Origin of the sequence: Caenibacillus caldisaponilyticus, assembly GCF_002003465.1 — a bacterium.
Classification (GTDB): domain Bacteria; phylum Bacillota; class Bacilli; order Bacillales; family Sporolactobacillaceae; genus Caenibacillus; species Caenibacillus caldisaponilyticus.
Genome location: NZ_BDDQ01000001.1, coordinates 1 through 23780 on the forward strand (window position 1 = coordinate 1; position 23780 = coordinate 23780).

General features: G+C 45.2%; 19 protein-coding genes and 1 pseudogene. 16 read left to right on the forward strand and 4 right to left on the reverse strand.

All coding sequences use genetic code 11. The features are described 5' to 3' along the window. Positions 1–394, forward strand: a 394-nt coding sequence (locus CCB157_RS00005; protein WP_193432236.1) for a transposase, incomplete at its 5' end; no start/stop codon positions are given. A gap of 616 nt (positions 395–1010) precedes the next feature. Here CCB157_RS00005 and CCB157_RS00010 read toward each other — a convergent pair. Beyond that, positions 1011–1571 (reverse strand): peroxiredoxin family protein, encoded by a 561-nt coding sequence (locus tag CCB157_RS00010; RefSeq protein WP_077613878.1) that lies wholly within the window; start codon positions 1569–1571, stop codon positions 1011–1013. 96 nt (positions 1572–1667) lie between these two features. On the opposite strand from CCB157_RS00010, the gene CCB157_RS00015 reads away from it, so the two are divergent. From CCB157_RS00015 to CCB157_RS00030, 4 genes are all read left to right on the forward strand, one after another. Beyond that, complete coding sequence (locus CCB157_RS00015) at positions 1668–3470, forward strand: ABC transporter ATP-binding protein (RefSeq protein ID WP_077613879.1); 1803 nt, start codon at positions 1668–1670, stop codon at positions 3468–3470. Next, positions 3470–4018 (forward strand): MauE/DoxX family redox-associated membrane protein, encoded by a 549-nt coding sequence (locus CCB157_RS00020; protein ID WP_077613880.1) that lies wholly within the window; start codon positions 3470–3472, stop codon positions 4016–4018. The genes CCB157_RS00015 and CCB157_RS00020 overlap by 1 nt, the downstream gene beginning before the upstream one ends. Before the next feature lie 35 nt (positions 4019–4053). Further along, a complete protein-coding gene (locus CCB157_RS00025) occupies positions 4054–4602 on the forward strand; it encodes a TlpA family protein disulfide reductase (RefSeq protein WP_143286851.1) in 549 nt (182 codons plus the stop codon). Between the two features lie 81 nt (positions 4603–4683). Next, on the forward strand, positions 4684–7956 hold the full coding sequence (locus CCB157_RS00030; RefSeq protein ID WP_077613881.1) for an ABC transporter permease: 3273 nt from the start codon (positions 4684–4686) through the stop codon (positions 7954–7956). A 115-nt stretch (positions 7957–8071) separates the two neighbouring features. Here CCB157_RS00030 and CCB157_RS00035 read toward each other — a convergent pair whose 3' ends face one another. Together CCB157_RS00035 and CCB157_RS00040 are read right to left on the reverse strand one after the other, a co-directional pair. Next, on the reverse strand, positions 8072–8548 hold the full coding sequence (locus CCB157_RS00035) for an SRPBCC family protein (protein ID WP_077613882.1): 477 nt from the start codon (positions 8546–8548) through the stop codon (positions 8072–8074). A 642-nt stretch (positions 8549–9190) separates the two neighbouring features. Next, positions 9191–10453 (reverse strand): MFS transporter, encoded by a 1263-nt coding sequence (locus tag CCB157_RS00040; RefSeq protein WP_077613883.1) that lies wholly within the window; start codon positions 10451–10453, stop codon positions 9191–9193. Between the two features lie 642 nt (positions 10454–11095). Here CCB157_RS00040 and CCB157_RS00045 point away from each other — a divergent pair. From CCB157_RS00045 to CCB157_RS17860, 10 genes are all read left to right on the forward strand, one after another. Then, positions 11096–12304, forward strand: coding sequence for an MFS transporter (locus tag CCB157_RS00045; RefSeq protein ID WP_143286852.1), 1209 nt, complete (start codon positions 11096–11098; stop codon positions 12302–12304). Positions 12305–12657: 353 nt separating this feature from the next. After that, a complete protein-coding gene (locus tag CCB157_RS00050; RefSeq protein WP_077613885.1) occupies positions 12658–13362 on the forward strand; it encodes a FadR/GntR family transcriptional regulator in 705 nt (234 codons plus the stop codon). 18 nt (positions 13363–13380) lie between these two features. Beyond that, positions 13381–14589: a CaiB/BaiF CoA transferase family protein gene (locus CCB157_RS00055; protein WP_077613886.1), complete on the forward strand. Its 1209-nt coding sequence runs from the start codon at positions 13381–13383 to the stop codon at positions 14587–14589. Next, positions 14589–15539 (forward strand): hydroxymethylglutaryl-CoA lyase, encoded by a 951-nt coding sequence (locus CCB157_RS00060; RefSeq protein ID WP_077613887.1) that lies wholly within the window; start codon positions 14589–14591, stop codon positions 15537–15539. The genes CCB157_RS00055 and CCB157_RS00060 overlap by 1 nt, the downstream gene beginning before the upstream one ends. Before the next feature lie 251 nt (positions 15540–15790). Beyond that, positions 15791–17218 carry an aldehyde dehydrogenase family protein gene (locus tag CCB157_RS00065; RefSeq protein WP_077613888.1) on the forward strand — a complete coding sequence of 476 codons (1428 nt, stop codon included), beginning with the start codon at positions 15791–15793 and terminating at the stop codon, positions 17216–17218. Between the two features lie 14 nt (positions 17219–17232). Next, positions 17233–18231, forward strand: a complete 999-nt coding sequence (locus CCB157_RS00070) for a zinc-dependent alcohol dehydrogenase (protein ID WP_077613889.1) — start codon at positions 17233–17235, stop codon at positions 18229–18231. Between the two features lie 2 nt (positions 18232–18233). Continuing rightward, positions 18234–20000, forward strand: coding sequence for a thiamine pyrophosphate-binding protein (locus tag CCB157_RS00075; protein ID WP_077613890.1), 1767 nt, complete (start codon positions 18234–18236; stop codon positions 19998–20000). A 91-nt stretch (positions 20001–20091) separates the two neighbouring features. Then, positions 20092–20928, forward strand: coding sequence for a sugar phosphate isomerase/epimerase family protein (locus tag CCB157_RS00080; protein WP_077613891.1), 837 nt, complete (start codon positions 20092–20094; stop codon positions 20926–20928). Between the two features lie 125 nt (positions 20929–21053). Continuing rightward, positions 21054–21497, forward strand: a complete 444-nt coding sequence (gene aroQ, locus CCB157_RS00085) for a type II 3-dehydroquinate dehydratase (protein ID WP_077613892.1) — start codon at positions 21054–21056, stop codon at positions 21495–21497. 279 nt (positions 21498–21776) lie between these two features. After that, on the forward strand, positions 21777–21938 hold the full coding sequence (locus CCB157_RS17860; RefSeq protein ID WP_369688648.1) for a hotdog family protein: 162 nt from the start codon (positions 21777–21779) through the stop codon (positions 21936–21938). Between the two features lie 405 nt (positions 21939–22343). Here the strand turns inward: CCB157_RS17860 and CCB157_RS17865 are convergent. Continuing rightward, positions 22344–22712, reverse strand: a pseudogene (locus tag CCB157_RS17865) (transposase). A gap of 681 nt (positions 22713–23393) precedes the next feature. Here CCB157_RS17865 and CCB157_RS00100 point away from each other — a divergent pair. After that, a complete protein-coding gene (locus CCB157_RS00100; protein ID WP_077613893.1) occupies positions 23394–23669 on the forward strand; it encodes a UPF0236 family transposase-like protein in 276 nt (91 codons plus the stop codon). Positions 23670–23780: the final 111 nt, after the last annotated feature.

A 23780-nucleotide genomic window follows, 5' to 3' on the forward strand; every position in this document is an offset into this window, starting at 1 on the left:
CCCCAATAAGCAGGCGGCCCGGCTGTTATTGGAACAAGTGCTGGCCAAATGGGAAGAAAAAGCCCCAAAAGCCATGCAAATCCTCGAAGAGGGATTCGAAGACGCCACCGCCGTATTGGACTATCCGGACCGTTACCGGCGGCGCCTGCGCACGACCAACGGGGTGGAACGGCTGAACGAGGAAATCCGCCGCAGAGAACGGGTGATCCGCATTTTTCCGAACCGGGAATCGGTGTATCGCCTCGTAGGCGCCGTGTTGATCGAAATGGACGAAAAATGGATATCGGGACGCAAATACCTGGATATGTCCGACTATTGGCAGTGGCGGAAAACGAAAGAGTTAGGCGTTCAAACGATGAATCAGGAAGTTTCGGCGATCAAGAAAGTGGGATAATTTCTTCGACGTGTCAAGGAGAACGTGAAATACCTCGGAAGCGAGGAGTTGCCGCGAAAGCGCCTTGACACACCTGTACTTTGACAACAATGATCATTAGTCCGGGAAGGCGACCGGCAGGGAGACTTGCCGGACTTACCTGCCATACGTCAGGTCATCAGGTCCATCTTTCTATCAAAGGGAAATTTACACAATAAAATGGACTTGACCCATTTCCCTCAATTAATAACAAAGCATATACCAGAAAGAAAACAAGGAACGTTGCCGTGTTCTATCAAGTTGTGTATTATCGTAAATTTATTATGTATTGAAGTATAGAGTAAGTTTGGAAAATATTTATAAAAAATAAAAAGGCTGACCAAATAATTAGGTCAGCCTTTAAAATCATGTTTTTATTTTTGGTTTAGCAAGGACAACTAACTGCATAATTTGTATAGCAAAGAGTGTTGTTTCGGCTATCATATACCGTTGCACACAACGCTTGCTGCTTCATCATGCGTGAACAGGCTGAATCTGAACAACAATGATAGTTAGTATAGAGGTAATAATGCGAATCACTGCAAGGGACGTAGCTTGGTTCAAATGACATCCTCCTCACCTCCCTTAAAAATGTAATTTATGTTAATCCATGTTGTAAACGATACCGAAAATCATTTAGTAAAAATGCAGGAATCGGGGTCATTTTTATAATGGTTTGTTTTTCATCAAGTAAAACAAAGGCAGGGAAAAAATGTATTTTATATTTCTCATAAACATCATTATCAACTAAATAAACGTTGATTTTTCCATCGAATAACTTGTAGTACTCTTCGGCATAACTTTTTTGTTCTTTAGGCATAATTATTGCGTAATTTGCAAATGAAAAATCTTGAATGTCTTGGGAAAATGCCTCGAAATGGGTGTTACAGAAAGCACAAGTGGAGTCCATAAAAATAATTACGAATATCTGTCCATTCGTGATTTGTTCAATACTTATTATTTTACCTGTCTTTAAAGAAACAGCATAAAAAAAAGGAGCTTTCTGACCTGTAAGATCTTGGTTTTCGGCTTGATCATTGTTATAAAAGATTTCTTTTTGCCATTTTTTAAACTTTATCCACCAAGTAATTAATTTCTTATACAGTAGGATCAAAATAGTTAAGGAAGTTGCTACTAAAAATAGTTGTAAAATCAACATTCCTCTTTACTCCCAAATTATTATATTTACAAATAAGATTTTATTCTGTAGAATTAAAAATGTCAATACCTTCATATTTAGTGGAAGTGGTTAAAATTGACTATATTCAGACTAGTAATTTCTTCCTATTGGTATAGTTTCCGCTTAACTTGGAATACGAGTAAATTATCATTTTTCATCTTAACTTGTTTAAAAATTTCTTCCGGCGTTATACCTACCGTTCTAATCTTTATTTCTCAAGAATTAATCAATCAAGTTATGTCTCTTATTCGAGGGAAGAGCACTTTATTGAATGTTTTATTTTTATTTCTTTTACAAGTGATCATAATACTTACAGCCTATTTTTTTCAACAACGATCTCAAATAGAAATTAAAAAAATTGAAAATGCCGTAAACCTCTATCTAAATGAAAAAGTATTCGAAAAAATAAAACATTTACCATTCAACGATTTTGAAAATCCGGAGTTTCAAAACAATTTTAATAAAATTAACATGAATCAAAACCGAATAATAAAACTTTCAACTGACGGATTAGATTTTTTGGCAATGATGCTTTCTATATTTTCAATTTTTGGATTTCTTTTATCAATTAGTTGGGGATTCATTTCTTTTCTAGTTTTGGGGATTATACCGGTATTTAATATTCAAATGAAATTTGGAAGAAAAAGGTATCAACTCACTGGTTTCCTGACTCCATACAATAGAAGGGAAAGTTATATTGCAAATTTATTGGAACAACATCAGTCTCAAAAAGAGATAAGATTGTTTGGTTTAGAAAATTATTTAGTTAAAAAATGGGAAAATTATTACAAAACAACTACGAATAAAAATCTAGATCTATTAAAAAGGCAGAGTAAATTACTTCTGGCTGCCCAATGTATATCATTATTGACATATGCTGCCTCAGGAATATTAGCCTTATTTTTAATCAGTCATGGACGAATTTTAATTGGAAGTTTGGTAGCTGTTCTGCAGGCGATTCAGCAAATCCAAGGAACATTAAATGGTCTATCTAATTTGGTTTCCGGATTTTACGAGTCCAGCTTAATCATAAATGATTTCCGTTCGTTCTTAAAAATGAATGAAGTAAAAAACTTAGATAGTGGACTGGAAATTAAAAAAATAGAGAGTATACAAATAAAACAATTATCTTTCAGTTATCCATCCTTTACGAAAACAACGATAAAAAATATAGATTTACATATTGTTCCGGGTAAAAAGATAGCGATTATCGGGGAAAATGGTTCCGGAAAAACCACTTTAATTAAATGTATAGTAGGTCTTTATGAAACCAAGGGGGCTATTACCATAAATGGTATTCCTCTTGAAACCTTAAATCTTTCTTCATATCAGAACCGCATAGCAGTTCTATTTCAAGATTTTAACCAATATGAATTAACTGCCTTAGAAAATATCGGCTTTGGTGATATTCGCGAAATTAATAATATTAATAAAATAAGAGTTGCAGCCAATCTAACTGAAATGGATGCGTACATAATGGGTTTACCAAAGCAATATGATACACAATTAGGCAGATATTTTGACGGAGGTTATCAACTTTCAGGAGGACAATGGCAAAAAATCGCTTTAGCTCGTTGCCTTTTTCGCCAATGTGATGTGATTTTTTTAGATGAACCAACCGCCGCCTTAGATCCCAAAAGCGAGATTGAAACTTTAGAAATGCTAATTCAAAAATCAAAGTCAAAAGCCCTTGTTTACATTACTCATCGTCTTGGAGCGGCCCAACTAGCTGATGAAATATTATTAATGAAAGATGGTTCAATTATAGAGAGAGGATCACATCAAGAATTATTAAATTTAAAAGGTGAATATAGTAAAATGTACGAATTACAAAGCAAGTGGTATATTACCAAAGATAATAGGGAGGTCATGATTTAATGCCGTTCTTATGGAATTTGGGAGTTGTATTTATAGGCATTATGTTTTTAACAACTTCAACTGACAAAGTCATGCATTGGCGTAAGCATCTTGGTTCAATGGAGGCTTATAAGATTATTAAGGGAGCTCTTATAAAATGGTTTCTTGTTTTGTTCGTCATCGGTGAATTATTCATTAGCTTCTCCTTGTTTCTAACTGGTATTACGTTTCTCAATTTTATGGTTTTTTTGCTAATCTTATTTACCTATTCCTTGGCCATTTTAATTAATTTATTAAGGGGAAACACTAATATTTCTTGTGGCTGTGGAAGCGTTTTAGATCATGATCATTTAAGTATAGGTTTGATTATCCGTAATCTTTGTTTAATTGCAATATACATATTTCTATATATAGAAAAAAATACTACTGTTGCATTAATTCAACTCAGCCTTGAGGAAATTTTATCATATATTCTTCTTGCTACAGGTGTTTTAATTTTATATGGAATAATAAGAGAAATTAGACAAAATGTTGTTTTGACGCGAAAAATTAAAAAGATGCTTTCATAAAAATTGGGAAACTCATATTAAGGAGGATCTGCTAATTGAATTGGATAAATATTATTTTAATGGTGATACTTATACTTCTTGTTGGTGAATTAGGGATTTTTTATTACTTCTTGAAGTATAACAGTAACTTTTTAAAACAAATACAGTCCATAAGAGGGATTCAGTTTTCGACTTTGGAACTCGGAAGAAATGCCCCATTATTTCGAGTATTTGCCGAGAACGGAAATAAGGTTGTTGCAAAAGAATTATTTAAGAAAAAGAATACACTATTATTATTTATCAGTACTAATTGCCCGGTATGTAAATCTTTTTTACCGCACCTTAAAAAAATAACAGAGAATTACGATATAAATTTTATTTTAATCAATCATGATACCTTGAATGACGATACTCATATTAAAAAAGCATTAAACAATGAACTTTATTATATTCGTTCGTCCCATGTTTCTCAAATTTATCTTATCCATGCTGTTCCCCATGCCATATTAGTAAATACAAAGGGTAAAATTGAATTAAGCAGTCCATTATCTAACATTAATAGCCTTTTTAATATGCTTATAAACCAAGAACATTTGATATCATAAAATAGAAATATATGGAAACCTATTGCATAAATATAAATATCAAAATATTAAAAACAAAACAACCGGCGGAGGTGAAAAGGAATGCTCCGTTTTATCTGGCGAAATTGGTGGCGGCATAAAGAGCGCTTCATTTTGCTGGTCGCAGGCGCGCTCATCGTCGGCTCCGGTTTGAGCGACCTGGTCGGCATGGTGCAATCCAATGCCGGGACGGTCGTCGACGCCCTTGAGAAAAAGTGGTCGGCGTCCTACGATATCGTCGTCCGCCCGCCCGGATCCAGAAGCGCGACGGAAGACAAACATCTTTTGGAATCCAATTATTTAAGCGGGCTCTCCGGAGGAATCAGTCTCGACCAATACCATAAAATCCAAAAGATCGAAGGAGTGGAAGTGGCCGCCCCGATCGCCATGATCGGCTATATTTTTAATCCAATAAGCCTGACAAAAATAACCTTTGAAAAAAGCGGCATCTATCGCATCCATAACCACGAAGCCATCCATACGGGCCCAAAGACCGTTGTCAGGGAATGGAACGATTATTATACCTTTGGCCCTTGGTGGCCGCCGAAGGCAGATCCGAAATATGGAGTCGACGTCATCACAGACCGTCAGCTGGAATTGGCGACCGATGCCTATGTTTTACTGGCCGGCATTGATCCCAAGGCGGAAGCCAAACTGGTCGGTTTGGATCACGCGGTGATCAAAAGCGACGAAAGCCGTTACTTTGAAGACTTCGATGAACCCTCTCAAAACACCACCAGTCTCGGGACTACGGATACCTACATCCCCGCACTGCTCAATGCTAGGCCGGCGGTGGATAAAAAATATACTTACACGATTGAACGTCTCGACTTGCCTTTTCAAAGCGCGAATGAAGCGGCTAAAATCATGGAAACCGTCAAGGAAAAAGGCGGCGCAAAATATTTGGATACGATCAAAGCGACGGATCGGCGCACCTACACTTTTACTGAAGGGGAGGCCCAACGGTATTTAATCGAAAGCTTTACCGGAATCGATCCAAAAACGGGAAAGAAAGTCGATCCTGATATGGATCGCGTTCGTACCCGATTCCATTGGATCAGCGATAAACCCAGCCCTTTGGATTTGCGGCCGGTGTCCAGCCCCTATCCGAAGCAATGGCCGTACGCCTATGAAACGAAGATTTTTCGCGATCCGCCGATCTTTCCCACCGATCCGGCCGAAACCTACCGGCCCAAAAGCGCATTCGGGAAACAAAGTTCGGACTGGCCCCGCGTCTTCATCCGGCCCATCGGCATTTATGACCCCAAGAAACTCGATATCGCCCAAGACCCGTTGACGGAGCTCCCCATGGAAACGTACCGCCCGGCCTCCGCCAAACTGGTGCTGAACGCGGAAGGCAAGCCGGTGAATCCCCCCATCGAGGTCAAGCCTTCGGATGATCCCTATGATTTTTTGACCCAACCCCCGACGGTCTTGACGACGATCGATGCCGCGGCAAAAATTCTCGGAGACAAGCCGATTTCCGCCATTCGCATTAAAGTGGCCGGCGTCCATCAGTTCAATGAAGCCAGCCAGAAAAAACTGCAACACATCGCCGACCGCATCACTGCCGAAACCGGCTTGATCGCGGACATCACCCTCGGCTCTTCGCCGCAGCTCGTGTTGACGCACATTCCGTCCATCCAAGGCCGGCCTTCCATCGGCTGGATTGAGCAGCCTTGGGTCAAAATCGGGTCGACCTTCACGATTTTTCAAGAAACGAAAGTCGGGTTTTCCGGCGTCATCGCCAGCGTCATACTGGTCGCCGTCATTTATGTCTTCAGTTCTCTTCTCGTCTCCATGCTGGCGCGCCGAAAAGAATTGGCCGTCTTGCTGGCGGTCGGCTGGCGGCCGCGGCAATTGGCGAACATGATTTTTTGGGAAGCGGGGCTGATCGGCGCTTTTGTGGCAATCGTCGCCTGGGCGATCCTCGCCCTCGTTTTATCGGTCCATCAAACCGAGACGACGCTCTTCCGCGTTTTGTCGGCCGGGGGATTCGGCTTCGCCATCTATGGGTTGGGCGCGGTGATCCCCGCCGTCTCCGCCATGCGCATCCGTCCCTTGGAAGCCATCCACGCCGGAGAAGTTTCACGAGTTTCGCGGCGGTTTCTGCAAACGAAAGGGCTGATTTCCCTCGCGTTCGGCCACTTGCTCGGCACATGGCGGCGCAGCCTTTTGTCACTCCTCGCCATTGCCGTTTCGGCCAGCCTGCTCATTTTCTTCCTGTTCGTCACGTGGCGGCTGAAAGGGATTCTTTATACCACTTTGCTCGGCGAATACGTCGCGCTGGAAGTCGGCCCGCAACATTACATAGCGATGGCCGTTGCCGTGTTGATCGCGATGTTAACGACCGCGGAAGTCATGTGGCAAAACGTTGCCGACCGCCAAACGGAAATCGCTTTGTTCAAAGCGGTCGGTTGGCCAGACCGCGGGGTCCGGCTCCTCATCTTATTGGAAGGCGGCCTGACCGGCCTGCTGGCCGCTCTGCTCGGCCTGGCTCTGGCTTTCGCCATGATGGGGTTCATGTACCGGCAAGTGCCGCTCAACCAGATCGGCTTTTTGCTTCCAATGGGAAGCCTCCCGATTCTCATCGGCATCATGGGTGCCATTTTGCCGGCGGAACGCGCGGTGCGCATGATGCCGGCCCAAGGAGTGCGTGGCTCGTACGCCAATCTCAAGGAAACGGAAAAAAAGTTCCGGCTCGGCTTGGGAATCGCCGCCGCAGGACTCATGGCCGGTTTTCTCCTCATGATGTTTACCACCTTGCCGACGGCCAAACCTGAAGCGGACCGCCCGGCGCATCAAGAAAAAGTGGTGCCGACGAGCGGGAAAGTGACCGCCGGAAACCAAGACGCTCCGAAGAAGAAAACGAAGCAAACGGACAACGGCTCCGCCATACCCAATGCCACAAAGGATTATAAGGTGAAACTGGGAGAACCCGTCGAATTTGCGTCCTCCACCCTGACGGTGACCCGCTTGACAGACAACATGCCCCCCGCAACGAAAGCGCATATTGACAAATATGAAGAAAAGCTGGCGCCGGACATGAAATATCTCACGGTTCAAGTGTTCTATAAAAACCCTGGCCCAAACAACACCTTTTTTGAACCGTTGTATTCGCAGCTCAAAACAGATGCGGGTACGCAAAAGCCCGTCTATTATTCGGTCGTCAAAGGGGATAAAAGTTGGAGCGGTGGTTATGTCCCTCCCGGCAAGAGCTTGGAGGTAGCCGTCACTTACCGGATCCCGAAAAACGCCAAGCTTCGGGGCATGACGTTCAACAACGTGTTTTTACAAGAACTGAATAAAAAAGTCATCGTCGATCTCGAGCATTGAAGCGTCGAAAAAATGATGTGCTATAAATAGAAATGCACGCTTGTCCCTGATAACTGGACGAATCACATAGAAAAGCGGGAAACATCGGTTCGTGTTTCCCGCTTTTTATGCGTCGTCATGCTTCGTGTTCAGTTTGGCTGTCAATATAGGCGACGAGCATTTCCTTGACGATTTTCTCCCATCCGTTGTCCATGATTTGCCGGACGGCCGGATGCGGTTGTCCGAACTTCGTGGCCTTCGTCGCATCCCAGCCGGAATGAATTACCGTGAACTCCGTTTTGCCGTCTTCCAGTGCCCTGAGTTCAAACACCGCGTGCCAATCTTTATCCCAATCGAAGCCAAGGCGCTTCGGCGGGTCGAGTTCCGTGACTTTGCACGGCGAATCGCCGTAAGGGCCGGCATGAAGGATGAAAGGATGGCCCAAAACGGGTTCAAACGTGTTGGGCATAAACCATGCCGCGATGCCTTCCGAAGTCGAGACGGCTTTCCACACTTTCTCAATCGGCGCGTTCAGCACCACCGTTTTGCGGATGTCCGGCAATGCGTTTGAATGGTTTTTCACCAAATTGAATACCTCCCGTGTGAGGTCCATAAGCAGACCTCATGGCGTCCTCTTGAAATGTAACATCTTAGCACGCTCGAATCAAACACCTAGCAGGATGCTGTCAACTTGATCTGAACGGGCGGGCGACGGTTGCCGCGAGCGCTCTCATAGAAAAAAGAATATCTCTTGAACATCCGCATATGAAAATCAAGGTCGTCCGAAGGGGCACTGACCGGCTGTCTATATGGACAAAAAGCCCGTCATAATAGACGTGCAAGCAAAAATGATTAATGAAAAGATGATTAAAGAAAAGGAGAATGAGACGTCTTTAAGGCCTTTCAAGGCGTTTACTTGTACAATTTAATCCTCGAATCGTGGTGTGAATTTTAAATCTCTTTATTGACCAAGAGTCCATCGAATGCAAATTAATAAAAGGGACAAGTGGGTGTGGAATGAACTGTCGATTTATTACAGAAAAGCTTGAACGTATGAGCTGTAGCATGATGAATGAGAAGCGAGTCCGCACATGGTGCCGAATGTTTTAACACAGTGAAAATCGAATTGGGATAGTACGCATAGGTCGTTAAGATCCCTGATCGCAAAAAAAGTAAATCCAACCCTTTTACCCAGACTATCGATTGAAATAACGTCGACGGGCATTCCGAAGCATCCGGCTAACCTTAGATTAAATTATACGGTTGAACGTTTAGATGCATTTTCTTCTGTAATGGCATTTTCATAAAAACGCTTTATAAAAAGGGCGAGGATCCCTCCAAGGATGTTTATCAGTCCGATGGTCATAAAAATCAATATAGGTCCCAAAACCGTGGTAAGATACCCTCCAAACACCAATCCGATAGGAACGGAACTCGTGAAGAATATTCCGAAACTTGCCATTACCCGCCCGCGTATATTTTCCGGTGCAAAGAGCTGAAGGGAAGTAATTAATGGAATATTTAATAAAGCGTTGCCACCCATGGATAATCCAAATAACAAGACCGATGTCCAAAGACTCTTAAATAAAACCATAAGAACCAAGGAGATGCCGGTTAAAGTGAAAGAAATACACATCCAGTGTCCTAATTTTAATCGGTGGGAAAGCTTTCCGGAAATTAATGCGCCTATAATTTCACCTAAAGCTGCCGCGGCTTCCAATAAACCATACCCTGTCGTCCCTGCATGCAACACGGTTTTAGAAAAAACAGAAGTAAAGAATTGAAGCGGCGCTCCCAACATATTAATCGTCGCTCCAAACAAGATGAGCATTCTTAAAGACGCATGTTTCCAAATAAATCTCATCCCTTCGCTGCAGTCTTTTAGGAACCCCTTCATTCCTCTTCTCAGTTCGCTTTGTATAGATGGAATTCTTATAAATAAAAAACTTAAGGCACTCAATAAAAAGGTGATTGCATCAAATAAAATCGCGTACGAGTTGTTGATTGCGGCGATGATCACGCCGCCAATCCCATAGCCGCTGAGCGTTACCGTTCGTTTGACGGCAGTCATCAATCCGTTCGCCGGGCCCAATTGTTTCTCCTTATTTGGCAATATATTCGGTAAAGCCGATTGTTGGGCGATCCCAAACATGATCTCTCCTGTGGTGAGTAAAAAGTTCGATAGATAAATCTCGACGGGGATAAGATGATCCGTCAACATTAAAATAAAAACGGCAAAGACAATGATACCTCTAAAAAGTTCCGTAAAAATCAAAACCTTTTTCTTTGAAAAACGATCCGTCAATGTTCCAAGCGGCATGGATAAAAATAAAAAGGTTAAAGCCGGAACAAGGGGCACAATCGAGGCCGCGAATGCGGAATCGGTCGTTTGGAGAATGTACCACATGGTGACCATCGTGAAAAGGATATCACCGAGTTCAGAAACCACTCGTCCACTTAGAAAGACGGAAAAGGCAGGAATGCGAAGCAAATCCAAATAACCATTTTTGGATTTCATTCTATTTACCCCTCGCTTATATAATTATAATATATTATACGTATATAAGTCGCTTTGTAAATAGTAAATTATTAAATTTTAATAAATACGAATTACCGCCTCTAGATTTCCAAATTGTGAAAGGGGAGTTATTTCCTATGACTTTTTAGAGCATAGGGTAAGTTGAAAAACCGCGGTTTTCCACAATTTAGTAAGCTGATGTTCATGGCGCGGTCACACGAAGGCCGATGCACGGGTCGAAGCGATGGATTCAGCAAAAGCGAGGTTTCTTGGATTTGCAAAGATGGATGAGGGGCCATCAAGAATCGCCTGTTGGAAGGGGAGCACCCTACATGGGTTTGAGGCGGCTTTTTCAAAAGATAGAAAGACGGGCAGGTGCCAACCATGGCGTTTATGCTCGCTACCGGTATCATAAATGGCGGCAAACGAGAAGGTAGGGGTTATGGTTTAGAAACGGGGTTGACGATATGGCGGAGGGGTGCCGGGAAGTGCTTCTTCTTCCGTTGCGGTCTCAAGCATATGACATTATTTTTTAAAACAATTCGTGTATATTTATATATCATGAGGAATGCTTGCGGTTAAGCCTTCATCCGGATCGGCCGTCCGGTTGCGGGCTCATTATTTTTGGAAAGGAGATGCTTCGTGGAAAGCGTGTATGACCTAAAACAGGAGAACGATAAAATTTGGACGAAAGACTTTCTGTTTATTTGTATAGCGAACTTTTTTGTTTTTATCGGCTTTCAAATGACGTTGCCGACGCTGCCGCTCTTTGTTGAAAAGCTCGGCGGCAGTGATCAGCTCATCGGTATCGTCGTCAGCATTTTCACGTTGTCCGCCTTGTTGATCCGGCCGTGGGTCGGCCATGCCTTGGAATCGAAAGGGCGCCGGTTCGTTTATCTCGTCGGTTTGGGCATCTTCGTCGTCTCCGTCGGTTCTTACGCTTTTATGTCGAGCCTCATTTTGCTTTTTCTCATGCGCATCATCCAAGGGCTCGGCTGGGGCATGTCGACGACGGCCGGCGGGACGGTGGCAACCGATATCATTCCGAAGAAACGCCGCGGCGAAGGCATGGGTTACTTCGGCTTATCGGGCAACATTGCGCTCGCCCTGGGTCCGAGCCTCGGCTTGGTCCTGGTCTCGCTCATCGGTTTTTCTTATACCTTTTTGTTAGCGGCTTTTGGCGGTTTGCTCGCCCTCATCTTTGCAGCTATGCTCCATTACAAACCGGTTGAAAAAAATGCCGCTCCGCATAAAAAATGGGATATCGTCGAAAAGACGGCGTTGAAACCCGCGTCGCTCATGTTTTTCATGACGATGTGCTTCGGCGGCATCGCTTCTTTTCTTCCTCTTTACGCGCATCAAAAAGGGGTCGGCGGCATCGAATGGTATTTCATCGTCTACGCCGCCGCTTTGATGGTGTCCCGGACGTTTTCCGGACGCATTTATGACCTTAAAGGCCACCAAGCGGTCTTTATTCCCGGAGCCGTTTTAATCATCGCCGCGATGCTGTGCCTCGCTTATCTTGGAAATTTTGTTTACTTGATCACGGCCGCCACTTTATTTGGCTTCGGTTTTGGGGCGATACAGCCGGCCATGCAAGCCTGGGCGGTTGAGAAGGCGCCGATGAACCGCAAAGGCATGGCCAACGCCACGTTTTTCTCGTTCTTTGATTTAGGCATTGGTTTTGGGGCTTTCTTCTACGGCTTCATCGCCTCCCATTTCGGATATGCCGATATTTATCTCACGGCCGCTTGTTCGGTGTTCATTTCTGTTCTATTATATTTGTTCTATTTGTACCGAGATACGAAACATAAACATCAACAATGGACCGCCAATCGTCCGATCGCGTGACTATTCAGGAAGGTATTCCACAGGGAAGACCTTTCTTTTTTTAGGGGTTCATCGAACGATAAGAGGAATGTCCTTAATGAGTTTTTACTTATCTTAAAATCGTTTGATAAATCATGGTATAGCCATCATCTATAGGAGCATGAATCCTTAATTTGCACCAATAAAAAATACTGTTTATGTATAACCAAAAATTGGTTTATTTGTGGTTTTATACTAAATATTTTAAATTAGTTTCGTTTAATGGAATTAGATTCTATATAACGGAATTAATTAATTGACAGTTAATCGCTTACATATTATAATGCATTTAGATTGGACTGCCCAGTAGTCCAAATATAGAAAGGATTATAAAAATGTTTCGTGAATTAAACAATCCAAGGGTTTATGAACAAATCGTCGATCAGATCAAACGGTTGATTGAAGAGGGAAAACTGCGACCGAACGATCGGCTGCCTCCCGAACGGGATTTGGCGCAACAATTGGGGTGTAGTCGCACTTCTTTGCGTGAAGCATGCCGGGTGCTTGAGTCGGAAGGATTGATCGTTTCCAAACCGGGCGGTGGTCGGTATATTCAGAAAGTCGACCAAAGATTGATATTAAAATATCAAGTCAACCCGATCGATGTTATCGAAATATCCACAGTCATTCAATTTTTGGAGGCCCGTGAAGTACTTGAACCGAAAATTGCGGAAATTGCTTGTGAACGAGCAACTGAGGAAGACATCGAGAAAATGGGTAGAGCTTTGGTTTTAATGAAAGAGAAACTGAAAAAACCGGAAGAGGAAATCGATGCGGACAGCAACTTCCATTTATCACTGGCCCAGGCAACCCACAATTTCGTATTCGTTTCATTTATGGATTCAAATTTGAATCTCTACCGCCAAGTGCGTAAACAAACTTTGCAAAAGGCCGAACGATACTCTGAATCCTTTCAAGAACATAATGAGATTTTGGAAGCGGTAAAAAGAAGAGACAAAGCTGCCGCCATGGAAGCGATGAAGATTCATCTCAACAATTTACGGAGCAATGTTCTTGGCTTGTTGACACAGAAAAACTAGAAGAGGGAGGCGAGTACTATGGAAAAAGGGAAATTTGGACCGCTTACAGGCGTAAAAATAATAGATGTTTCGACGATGATCGCCGCCCCGTTCGGTGCAACTCTATTGGCCGACCTCGGTGCCGAGGTCATAAAAATTGAATTACCTAGAAAAGGCGACACACTTAGAACCGTCGGTCCGTGGAAAGGTGATGAACCTCTAAGATGGCCCGGCATGTCACGAAATAAAAAATCTGTCACATTGGATATTCGCAAAGAAGAAGGAAAAGAAATTTTTAAAAAACTTTTAAAAAATAATGATATTTTAATAGAAAATTTTCGCCCTGGTACATTGGAAAAGTGGGGTCTCGGCTACGACGAATTAAAGAAAGAAAATCCTAAATTGATTATGGTTCGCATCTCCGGTTATGGACAAACGGGACCGTACCGAGAAAAGGCTGGATTCGGTACTCCATGCACAGCTTTCAGTGGGCATACATACATTCAAGGTTATCCGGATCGACCACCCGTCAGTCCCTCTTATTCTTTGCTTGACTATATTGCTGGCGTTTATACCGCTTTCGCGGCTGTCTGTGCGTTGTATTACCGAGACGTCACAGGCGATCCGGAAGGACAGGTCGTTGAAATGGGCTTGTACGAAGCGATTTTCAGGATGCTCGAATTCTTGGTCGCTGAATACGACCAAACCGGTAAAGTTCGGGAAAGAACTCCTGGGCTCGCCGGTCACTCCAGTCCCGCGGGTACGTATGAAACAAAAGACGGTAAATATGTTGTCCTTGTTTGCAGCACGGATTCGACCTTTAACCGCTTGGCAAAAGCGATGGGACGGTTGGATATGCTCGAAGACGAACGCTTTAACACTAATTCACAGCGCTTGAAGCACGACGACGAAGTCCAACAAATCGTGAAAGATTGGATCCATCAATATAACTTAAAGGAACTGCAAGAATTATTGGATAAGTATGGCGTACCTGTCAGCCCGATCTTGAGCATTAAAGATATTTTTGAAAACGAACATTATAAAGCCCGAAAAAATATCGTCGAAGTCGAACATCCGCGGTTAGGGAAAATCAAAGTTCCTGGTGTCGTCCCGAATTTTTCGAAAACACCAGGCAGCATACGCTATCGCGCTCCGGAATTAGGCGAACACAATGAAGAGATTTTGGGCGGTCAATTGGGATTGTCGAATGAAGAACTTGACGCATTGAAAGCGAAAGGGGTTATTTAATGAGCGTTGTAGGTCTTCCTGAAAAAGTTGAGATTTGTGAGGTTGCTCCGCGCGACGGTTTTCAATCGGAGCATGAATGGATCCCGACAAAAGAAAAAATAAACATCGTGCGTGCATTAGCGGAAACCGGTGTGAGATTCATAGAATTGACGTCCTTTGTTCATCCCAAAGCTATCCCGCAGCTCAGGGATGCGGAGGAAGTGGTTAAGGGCACGGAAGATTTGACGAACGTGAAATTCCGTGCCTTGGTTCCGAATTTGAAAGGCGCGCAAAGAGCGATCAAAGCAGGAATAAAAATAATCAAGCTCATGCTTTCTGCTACCGATTCCCACAGCTTATCAAACGCCAACTGCCTTGTGGAAGAAGCGCTGCAAGGCTTCAAACCAATCATTGAGTTGGCGGAAAAGCACCGAGTGGTCGTTGGTGGTTCAATTTCGGTAGCTTTTGGCTGCCCGTACGAAGGGAATGTGCCGATCGAAAAGCTCATTGGAATTGTCGACCGTTATAAAGAAATGGGTGTTAAGGAAGTATCGCTTGCTGATACAACCGGTATGGCAAATCCAAAGCAGGTTTATGAATATCTCGGGGTATTGAGAAACGAGTTCCCTGACATGGCATTTTCGATGCATTTTCATAATACGCGCGGCATGGCTTTGGCGAATGTCTTTGCTGCTTTGCAACAGGGTGTTACGAAATTTGACAGTTCGGTCGCAGGAATCGGCGGATGTCCTTATGCTCCTGGTGCGACTGGCAATGTGGCGACGGAAGATTTGGTCCATATGATGGATGAAATGGGCATTGATACCGGGATTGATCTGGATAAAATGATCGGTGTGGCAAAAAGCGTAAAAAATCTTCTTGGCCATGACGGCGGCAGTTACATGCTGCAAGCCGGACCTTGTTCGCAATTAAACCCGAAACCGACCGGCCAGGTGAAATTGGAACGTTAATTGATAGCTTTGGACCTTGCATCGGTCGATTTTTATCTCAAGTTGGTACCGCTTACAGGTAAGTGGGCTTAGCGCGAATAAAAAGTTTGGATGGGCTTGTTTTGTTAGATCGATCCAATAAAGGAGGTGTTAGCGCGCGGCGAAAAGAATTGGTAAAAACCGTTTACCAAGAATGCTAAAAGCAAAAAGGTTAATTTTTTGTTAGATCGCTCTAAATCTCTTTGAAAATGGTCGGAAGGCGGGTGCAATCAATGAGAAAAGCTCAGTCCTTTATCAACGGCGAATGGGTCACATCGAATCGGATGGTTGAGCCTGTCAAAAATCCATACACCGGCGAAGTGATCGGCGAACAACGACTCGCGACGGAAAAGGACGTGGATAACGCGCTTGCAGCGGCCGATCGTGCGAAAAAAGAAATTGCTGAAATACCGGTGTATGAAAGGGCGAAAATCTTAAAAAAAGCTTCCGCCTTATTGGAAGAAAGAAAAGGAGAATTTGCACTGCATATTTCCGAAGAGCTCGGAAAACCGCTGAAGAACACGCTGGATGAAGTTTCGCGCTCTGTCGAAACGTTGGAAGTGTCGGCGGAAGAAGCGAAACGGTTGATCGGGGAAACCATTCCAGGAGACGCCTCCCAACGCGGTGCGAAGGCGATGGCTATGACGTTCCGCGTCCCGGTCGGCGTCGTCGCTGCGATTACGCCATTTAACGCACCGTTGAACCTGATTTGCCATAAAATCGGGCCGGCGTTTGCGGCGGGCAACAGCGTCGTCTTGAAACCCGCGCCACAAACGCCATTGATCGCGACGGAATTATTAAAACTTTTGCTGGAAGCCGGTTTGCCAAAAAACGCCATCAACATGGTGCTTGGTGGCGTCGACGTCGGCCGGCAAATCGTAAAAGACGACCGGGTCAACGTCATTTCCTTCACCGGCGGAGTGACCGCAGCTCGAAATATCGCGGCATTGGCGGGAATGAAAAAGGTTTTGTTGGAATTGGGTGGCAACGCGGCGACGATAGTCAATGACGACGCCGATCTGGAAAGAGCGGCCGACTTATGCGCCAGAACCGGTTACAGCAATTCCGGGCAAAGTTGCATCTCGGTCCAAAGAATTTACGTCCATGAAACGGTCCTCGAACCGTTTACCAAATTGTTGAAGAAAAAAGTAGAAAGCCTCAAAATCGGCGATCCGCGATCCAAGGAGACCGATGTGGGTTCCATGGTGGATGAAAAAGCCGCGGAGCGCGTCATGAGCTGGATTAAGGAAGCGGTCCAGTCCGGTGCCGAAGTCGTGACCGGCGCGGAACGGCAAGGGGCGACCGTCAAACCGACGATTCTCCTCAATCCGCCGAAGGAAGCTAAAGTCGTCTGCCAGGAGGTATTCGGCCCGCTCGTGAGCATCATTCCGTTCCGTACGATCGATGAAGCGATCGCTGCCGTCAATGATTCGTCCTTCGGACTGCAAGCTGGGTTGTTTACCAACAAGATGGACGTCGTCTTTAAAGTCGCCAAGGAATTAGAAGTCGGCGGCGTCGTCGTCAACGGTACGTCGAATTTCCGTCTCGACCATTGGCCGTACGGCGGTGTGAAGGAAAGTGGCATTGGCCGCGAAGGCCCGCGTTTTGCAATTCAGGAAATGACGGATATGAAAATGATTGTTTTGCAGTTTCCGGATTAAAGGGAGGGCGGAAAATGCTGGAACTCATTGTCGCGGAACCGAAAAAATTGGAATTAAAAGATAGTGCACCGCTGCCGGCACCGTCCGGCGATGAAGTCAAAATCCGATTGATTTACGGCGGCATTTGCGGTTCCGATCTCGGCGTGTATAAGGGAAAAGTCGCTTATGCCCGATATCCGGTCCGCGCCGGCCACGAACTCGTCGGCACGATTATTGAAAAAGGGGAAAAAGCGCTTTTCACCATCGGGACGAGAGTCGTCGTTTTGCCGAATACGTATTGTAGCGAATGCGATAAATGCAGAAAAGGGCTCACAAATATATGCGAAAACAAACGATCACTCGGCATCAACATGGATGGCGGGTTCGCACAAGAGTTTACCCTTTCATCCAAGTATGTCCTCGAGGTGCCTGAAGATCTGCCTGATGAAAAAGCAATCCTCGTTGAACCGCTCGCGGTCGTTGTCCATGCTTTCAATAAAGCTGCCATAGGAGCAGGGACGAAGGTGGCCGTTGTCGGCTGCGGAAACGAAGGACTGTTGGCGGTGGCGTTAGCCCGTTATTTGGGCGCCGATGTGACGGCAGTCGATATCAATCCCGCAAAATTCAAGATGGCGAGAAAAATAGACGCGGAAATCCGGACTTGTTACTTTGAAGAGCTCCGTAGCGAAACGTTCGACGTTGTGTTCGAGATGTCCGGCGTGGAAGCAGGTGTGCAAAACGCGGTGCAACTTGTCGAACCTGGCGGAACGCTCATCCTCGTCGGGCTCGCGCCGGAAGCGAGGCTTCCAATTTACTTAATTGCGCGAAAGGAAATGACGATCCACGGATCCATTATCTATCAATTCCCTCAAGATTACCAAAAAGCGGTTGAATATTTACGCGACCCGGGATTCCACTCCGAACCGGTGGTATCCGAAATTCTGCCTTTCAAAGAATACGAAAAAGCGTATGAGCTTGCGGCATCCAGTGACACGGGCAAAATTGTGATGAGCTTCAAGGAGGTTGATGGTTAATCATGAAGAAATTGGTGTCAGAATTACTGGTAAAATATTTGGAAGACCGCGGTGTTCGCCATATTTTCGGTCTCTGCGGGCATACGAACATCGCCGTCCTGGCAGCGCTCGATAAAAGCTCCATCCATTTCGTGAACGTCCGGCACGAACAAATTGCCGCTCACATGGCCGATGGCTATGCGCGCGTCACAAAGCATGCGTCCGTCGTCTTGAGTCATCTCGGTCCCGGGTTGACTAATGCGGCCACTGGGGTCGCCAATGCGGCGTTGGACTCGATTCCGATGGTCGTCATCGCCGGGGACGTACCGACGCATTACTTCGGTAAACATCCGCACCAAGAAATCAATTTTCATGCGGACGCCTCTCAATATGAAATTTACAGGCCTTTTGTCAAACGCGCCTGGCGCGTCGACTACCCGGACCTCTTCCCGGAAATTCTGGAAAAAGCTTTCCAATTGGCGGAAAGTGGTCGGCCGGGGCCGGTCCTCGTGGACGTGCCGATGGACGTTTTTTCAAAAGAAGTTGATGAAGCACTGTTTGAAAGGGTCAAACAACATACGAAAAACATTCATAAACCTTCGATTGATGATGAATTGGCAAAAGAAATTATTGAAAAATTGGTCAACGCCAAAAATCCGTTGCTCTACGTCGGCGGCGGAATTATGCTCGCGGATGCCGCGGAAGAATTGAGAAAATTGGTGGACCATCTCAATATTCCGGTCGCCTACACGCTGATGGGCAAAGGAGCCGTATCCGACGAGCATCCTTTGACGCTAGGCATGACCGGTTTTTGGGGAACTAAATTCGTGAATAAGATGTGCTTGAACGCTGATTGGATTTTGGCGCTCGGCACCCGATTTGGGGAAGCGGATTCCAGTTCGTGGGAACCTGAATACACATTTAACATTCCGAAGACGAAATTGATTCACATCGATATTGACGCCAATGAAATCGGAAGAAACTACCCGGTCGAAATCGGCGCCGTCGCCGATTTAAAACAAGCGCTCATTGCGTTGAACCGCGCGGCAAAAGAAATCGTACCGGAAGGGCGGGACAACCAAAAACTGAAACAACGGATCGCCGCCTATAAGACAGAACTACAAAAGAATATTCTCGAAAACGCTCACGATGATCGCTTCCCGATGCACCCGGAACGGATTTTATACGAAGTGCGCGAAGTGTTGCCGAAAGATGCCATCCTGACGACCGATGTGGGCTGGAATAAAAACGGGGTCGGACAACAATTCCCGATTTTTGAAGCCGGTACTATTTTTACGCCCGGCGGCTATTGCACAATGGGTTTCGGCGCGCCCGCCGCATTGGGCGTCAAAATCGCGAGGCCCGACAAAGTCGTCGTTTCGTTGGTCGGTGATGGAGGATTCGGGCAAAATCCCTCGTTCCTGGCGACGGCCGTTGAAGAAAACATCCCTGTCGTTTGGGTCATAATGAACAATTACGCTTACGGGACGATAGCCGGATTGGAACAAGCGCATTTTAACACGACGTTCGGTACCGTCTTCAAAAAGGACGGAAAACCGTATTCCCCAAACTACGCCGACATCGCCAAGGCGTACGGCGTGGACGGCGTCAAAATCACGTCCGCAGATGAATTCAAACCGGCATTGGATAAAGCCGTCAAAGCGAACAAACCGTTCGTCATCGATGTCGAAATGGTCAATATTCCGACACCGACCGGTGGGCATTGGAACATTTTAGATATTTATTCTCCCGGCAAAAACATAAACCATGTAGCGGTAGAAACCCGGTAAAAATGCATGCGCAGACGGGTCAGGCGCCCGCGAAACGTTCACCGCTTCAATGGCGTCGGATCAGGGCATTTTCACAATGGGAGGGAGTTACATGAGTCGGAAATATTCGTTGGCCCACCTTACCGTGCTGGAATGCACGCCGCCGGAAATGACCTATCTCGCCGCGCGCGCGGGGTATGATTACGTCAGTTTTAGGCTCATCCAAATGGGCCTGCCCGGCGAGAACAAGGACAACCTCATCGAAAATAAACAAATGCTAAGGGAAACCAAGAGGGCTTTGAAGGAAACGGGCCTTGAACTGCTAGACATCGAATTGGCACGCATCGATGATCAAAGGGATCCGAAAAGTTATGAACCGGCGCTGGAAGTTGCTGCCGAACTCGGCGGGCGCCATGTGTTGAGTAGCATATGGACAAGCGACCGTGATTTGTATCTTGAACGCTTCGCCGAGCTATGCGACATCGCCGGAAAATACGGGCTGACGGTGGATTTGGAGTATGTGCCGATTGCGAGCGTCACAAATCTCGCCGGCGTGTTGGACGTTTTAAATACGGTCAAAAAAGAAAATGCAGGCGTCATGATCGACATCCATCATTTCCATCGCGCCGGCGACAAACCCGAAGATTTGGATAAAGTACCGATAGAATGGTTCCATTTCCTGCATTTGTGCGACGCCCCCGGCGAAATTCCTTCGAGCCCAGAAGAAATGACTAGGATCCTCCGCGAAGAGCGGCTGTATGTGGGCGAAGGTGGCATTGATGTGGCCGGCATCGTGAATCGATTACCCGAGATTCCCTGCTCTATCGAATTGCCGCACGTAAAACGCGTCAAGGAATATGGCTATGAAGAACACGCGCGTCGTTGTTTGCAGTCTGCCAAAGAATATTTTGCAAAATACGTGACGGAAGGACGTCAGGTTTCCTTTTAATGACGGGTTGCTTGCAAAAAAAGACAGCGTTCAAGCCGATCTGTTCGATGGCAGCGAAGCGAGGAAAACCGATCCATAAACGCTGATCGAGTTGAATGATTATCGAGAGGTAAGGGGGAAAGTTTATGAAAAAGATTCTCATGCTGCACGGTATTAACCACAACATGTTCGGCAAAAGGGACCCCGAACAATACGGCACCGTCACATTGGATGAAATCAACGAAAAAGTGCAAGCCCTTGCTCGGGAACTCGGTGTCGAAGTGGAATGTTTTCAAACGAACTACGAGGGCGAGATGTGCGAAAGGATCCATCGAGCCTATTTTGAGGATGTCGATGCTGTCGTCATCAACGCGGGCGCATGGACCCATTACAGCTACGGGCTGCGGGATGCCCTGGCCATTTTGACGGTGCCCATCGTTGAAATCCATATGTCCAACATTCATGCGCGTGAAGAATTCCGCCACAAATCCGTTTTTGCCGACATCGTCAAAGGGCAAATTTGCGGGTTCGGGGTGGAGAGTTACCTCCTCGGTTTGCGGGCGGCCGTTGCGGCTGCGGATGAGCAATAAGCGCGCCGGCAGCCATTACCATCTTGTCGGCAAAGATCTCTGGAAAGCGGTGAAATACGGGGTATGAGAAGAACGGAACCGGGAATGAGCCCTTTTTGGTATTATATTATATCGGACTGAAAGAAACCGTCATCAAGGAAGGCTACGCGGAGATCGAACTCGCGGTTACCCCGAATCTCCATCAGCGGAGAAGCTCCGTCCACGGAGGAGTCCTAGCGTCGCTCATCGATGCGTCCGTTGGCTCGGCCGTCCGTTCGACTTTAAGTGTCCACGGTGAAGATGAACATCAATTATTTTCGTACGGCTTACGTCGACCATCTGAAGGCAAAGGAGAAATTGAACCACCGCGACAAAACACTTGCGGTCAGCACTGCCGAAATCGTCAAACCCGACGGTAAAGTGGTGGTGTCTGGCCGCGCGACGTATCTAAAATGGATTTAGAAAAAAATGGGCCTGTTTCTTCCACACAGGAAACTGAATATTAAGTCTCCTGTGTGAAAAGGGAGCTCCCCTTATCTTATAGAATCACATTATTTGGTTAATCATAAGGTTCTTCAAACATTCGCTAGAGGGCTTCATGAGCTTCGGCTAATCCTCGCAACTTTCACCCTGCCCATTTCTCATTATAGTCTTGGATGATCTAATACATGACTTTTTCCGCGGCTTCTAAACTGCTAATACTGTTCATCGACATTAAACGTTTCTGAAACTCCTTGATCGTTCGATGCATTGGTCGTGTAAATCACATTTCGAATACTGCTTGGATAATTCATAAAGGTAAGAAGGACATCCAACTCATTACTCCGAGATTGAACTTTTCTCGGGTACTTACTCGACAATTTTAGCTCAAGCTGAAACATCTGTAACGCTATTTCCTTTTTTGGTGCAATAAATCAGTTTGAGATCTTCAGCCACTTCAAATTGGCCTTTTTTTCGAACACAACTGAGTGTGTTACGGACTATGTAAACGACACATCGCTGTACATTGGCTTTAGGATAAACAGTTTTAAAGGCTTCTACCAGCCTGGTAGTCCATCGAATACGCCAGAAGCTCTTCTTGTATGCCTCTTTTGTAGAGCTGTTGAAAAATCTCTTGCCATCCACAGGTACTTTCCTTTCCTCCTACGAAAAATCAAGAATTTCCCGATATCTTTTTTTTACACCTAACACGACATAAGTAACTTCTTTTTCTACCGTTTCTCGACGAAGTTTCACGTACAACTCATCCAAATATAAGACCGAATATCGCTTTTGTAGAGGACGCGTATGTCATTTCTCGATGTCATCCTTTACGACATCGGTCATACGATTGATCGTTGCAGGAGAATAAGCATTTCCTAAAATTCGTTCATTAAAACTTGTCAATCTCACCTGTACTCAAGCCACTTTGAAACATCTTGATGACAGCTTCTTTGAGTCAGCCAGTATAGCGTTGGTAAGGGGAAAACAACCGCGTTTGAAATCACCCGTTTCAGTCTTTTGGGACCAAAAGGGCTTCAATCCGACCGTATTGTGTATCTAGGTTTCCCTGATAGTAGCCGTTTTTCATATTCGACGTTTTAGTCTGTTCCATTTCAAGGAAATGTTTTATTTCTTCATGCATGATGAGTTCTAGTTTTTCATTTATAAACTGGCGAATCGCACGTAGGAGCAAAATAATTGTAGGAGCAAGGAATAGAATAAATAGTAATATTAGCTAAATAAATAGACCTTGATGACTAGGAGCAGATGATCTTCATCCAGTCTTAGCCACCAAGGTCATCAGACGATCGTTCAGTAAGAGAATGAAGGAAAACAAGAAATGAGGGCCTCTTTTTTGTACAATGAGTTTGTCAAAAAAAAAAAAAACAGTAACAAAGGAGGACCTCACATGAGACATTATAACCCGAATATCCGATTTTAGAAGAACTTGAATGCTATGTTTTTCAAGTATTACAGAAGATATTTGGCAAGGTTTTGACTAAAATTTTGGAACAGATGGATACTGAAATCGCCGAAGCGCAGGATAAACGCCGCTTTCGTTTGAAAGAACGGTGCGACGTTCACATCGATACGATGTTCGGTCCGTTGACCATCAAAAACAACAATTATCAAGACCGGGAAAACGGCCGTTATATCGCTTTATTGGAACACTATTTGGCCTTTAACGGCCGCAAGGGAGACGGGCGCTGAACGAGAATGATCCGGAGCAGTTGATCGTGGAGCTGAACAGTCCCGTGGGAACGATGGCTACACCGGAATACGAAGCGAAGCTGGAGGCGTTCATCGCGTAAATCACGAATC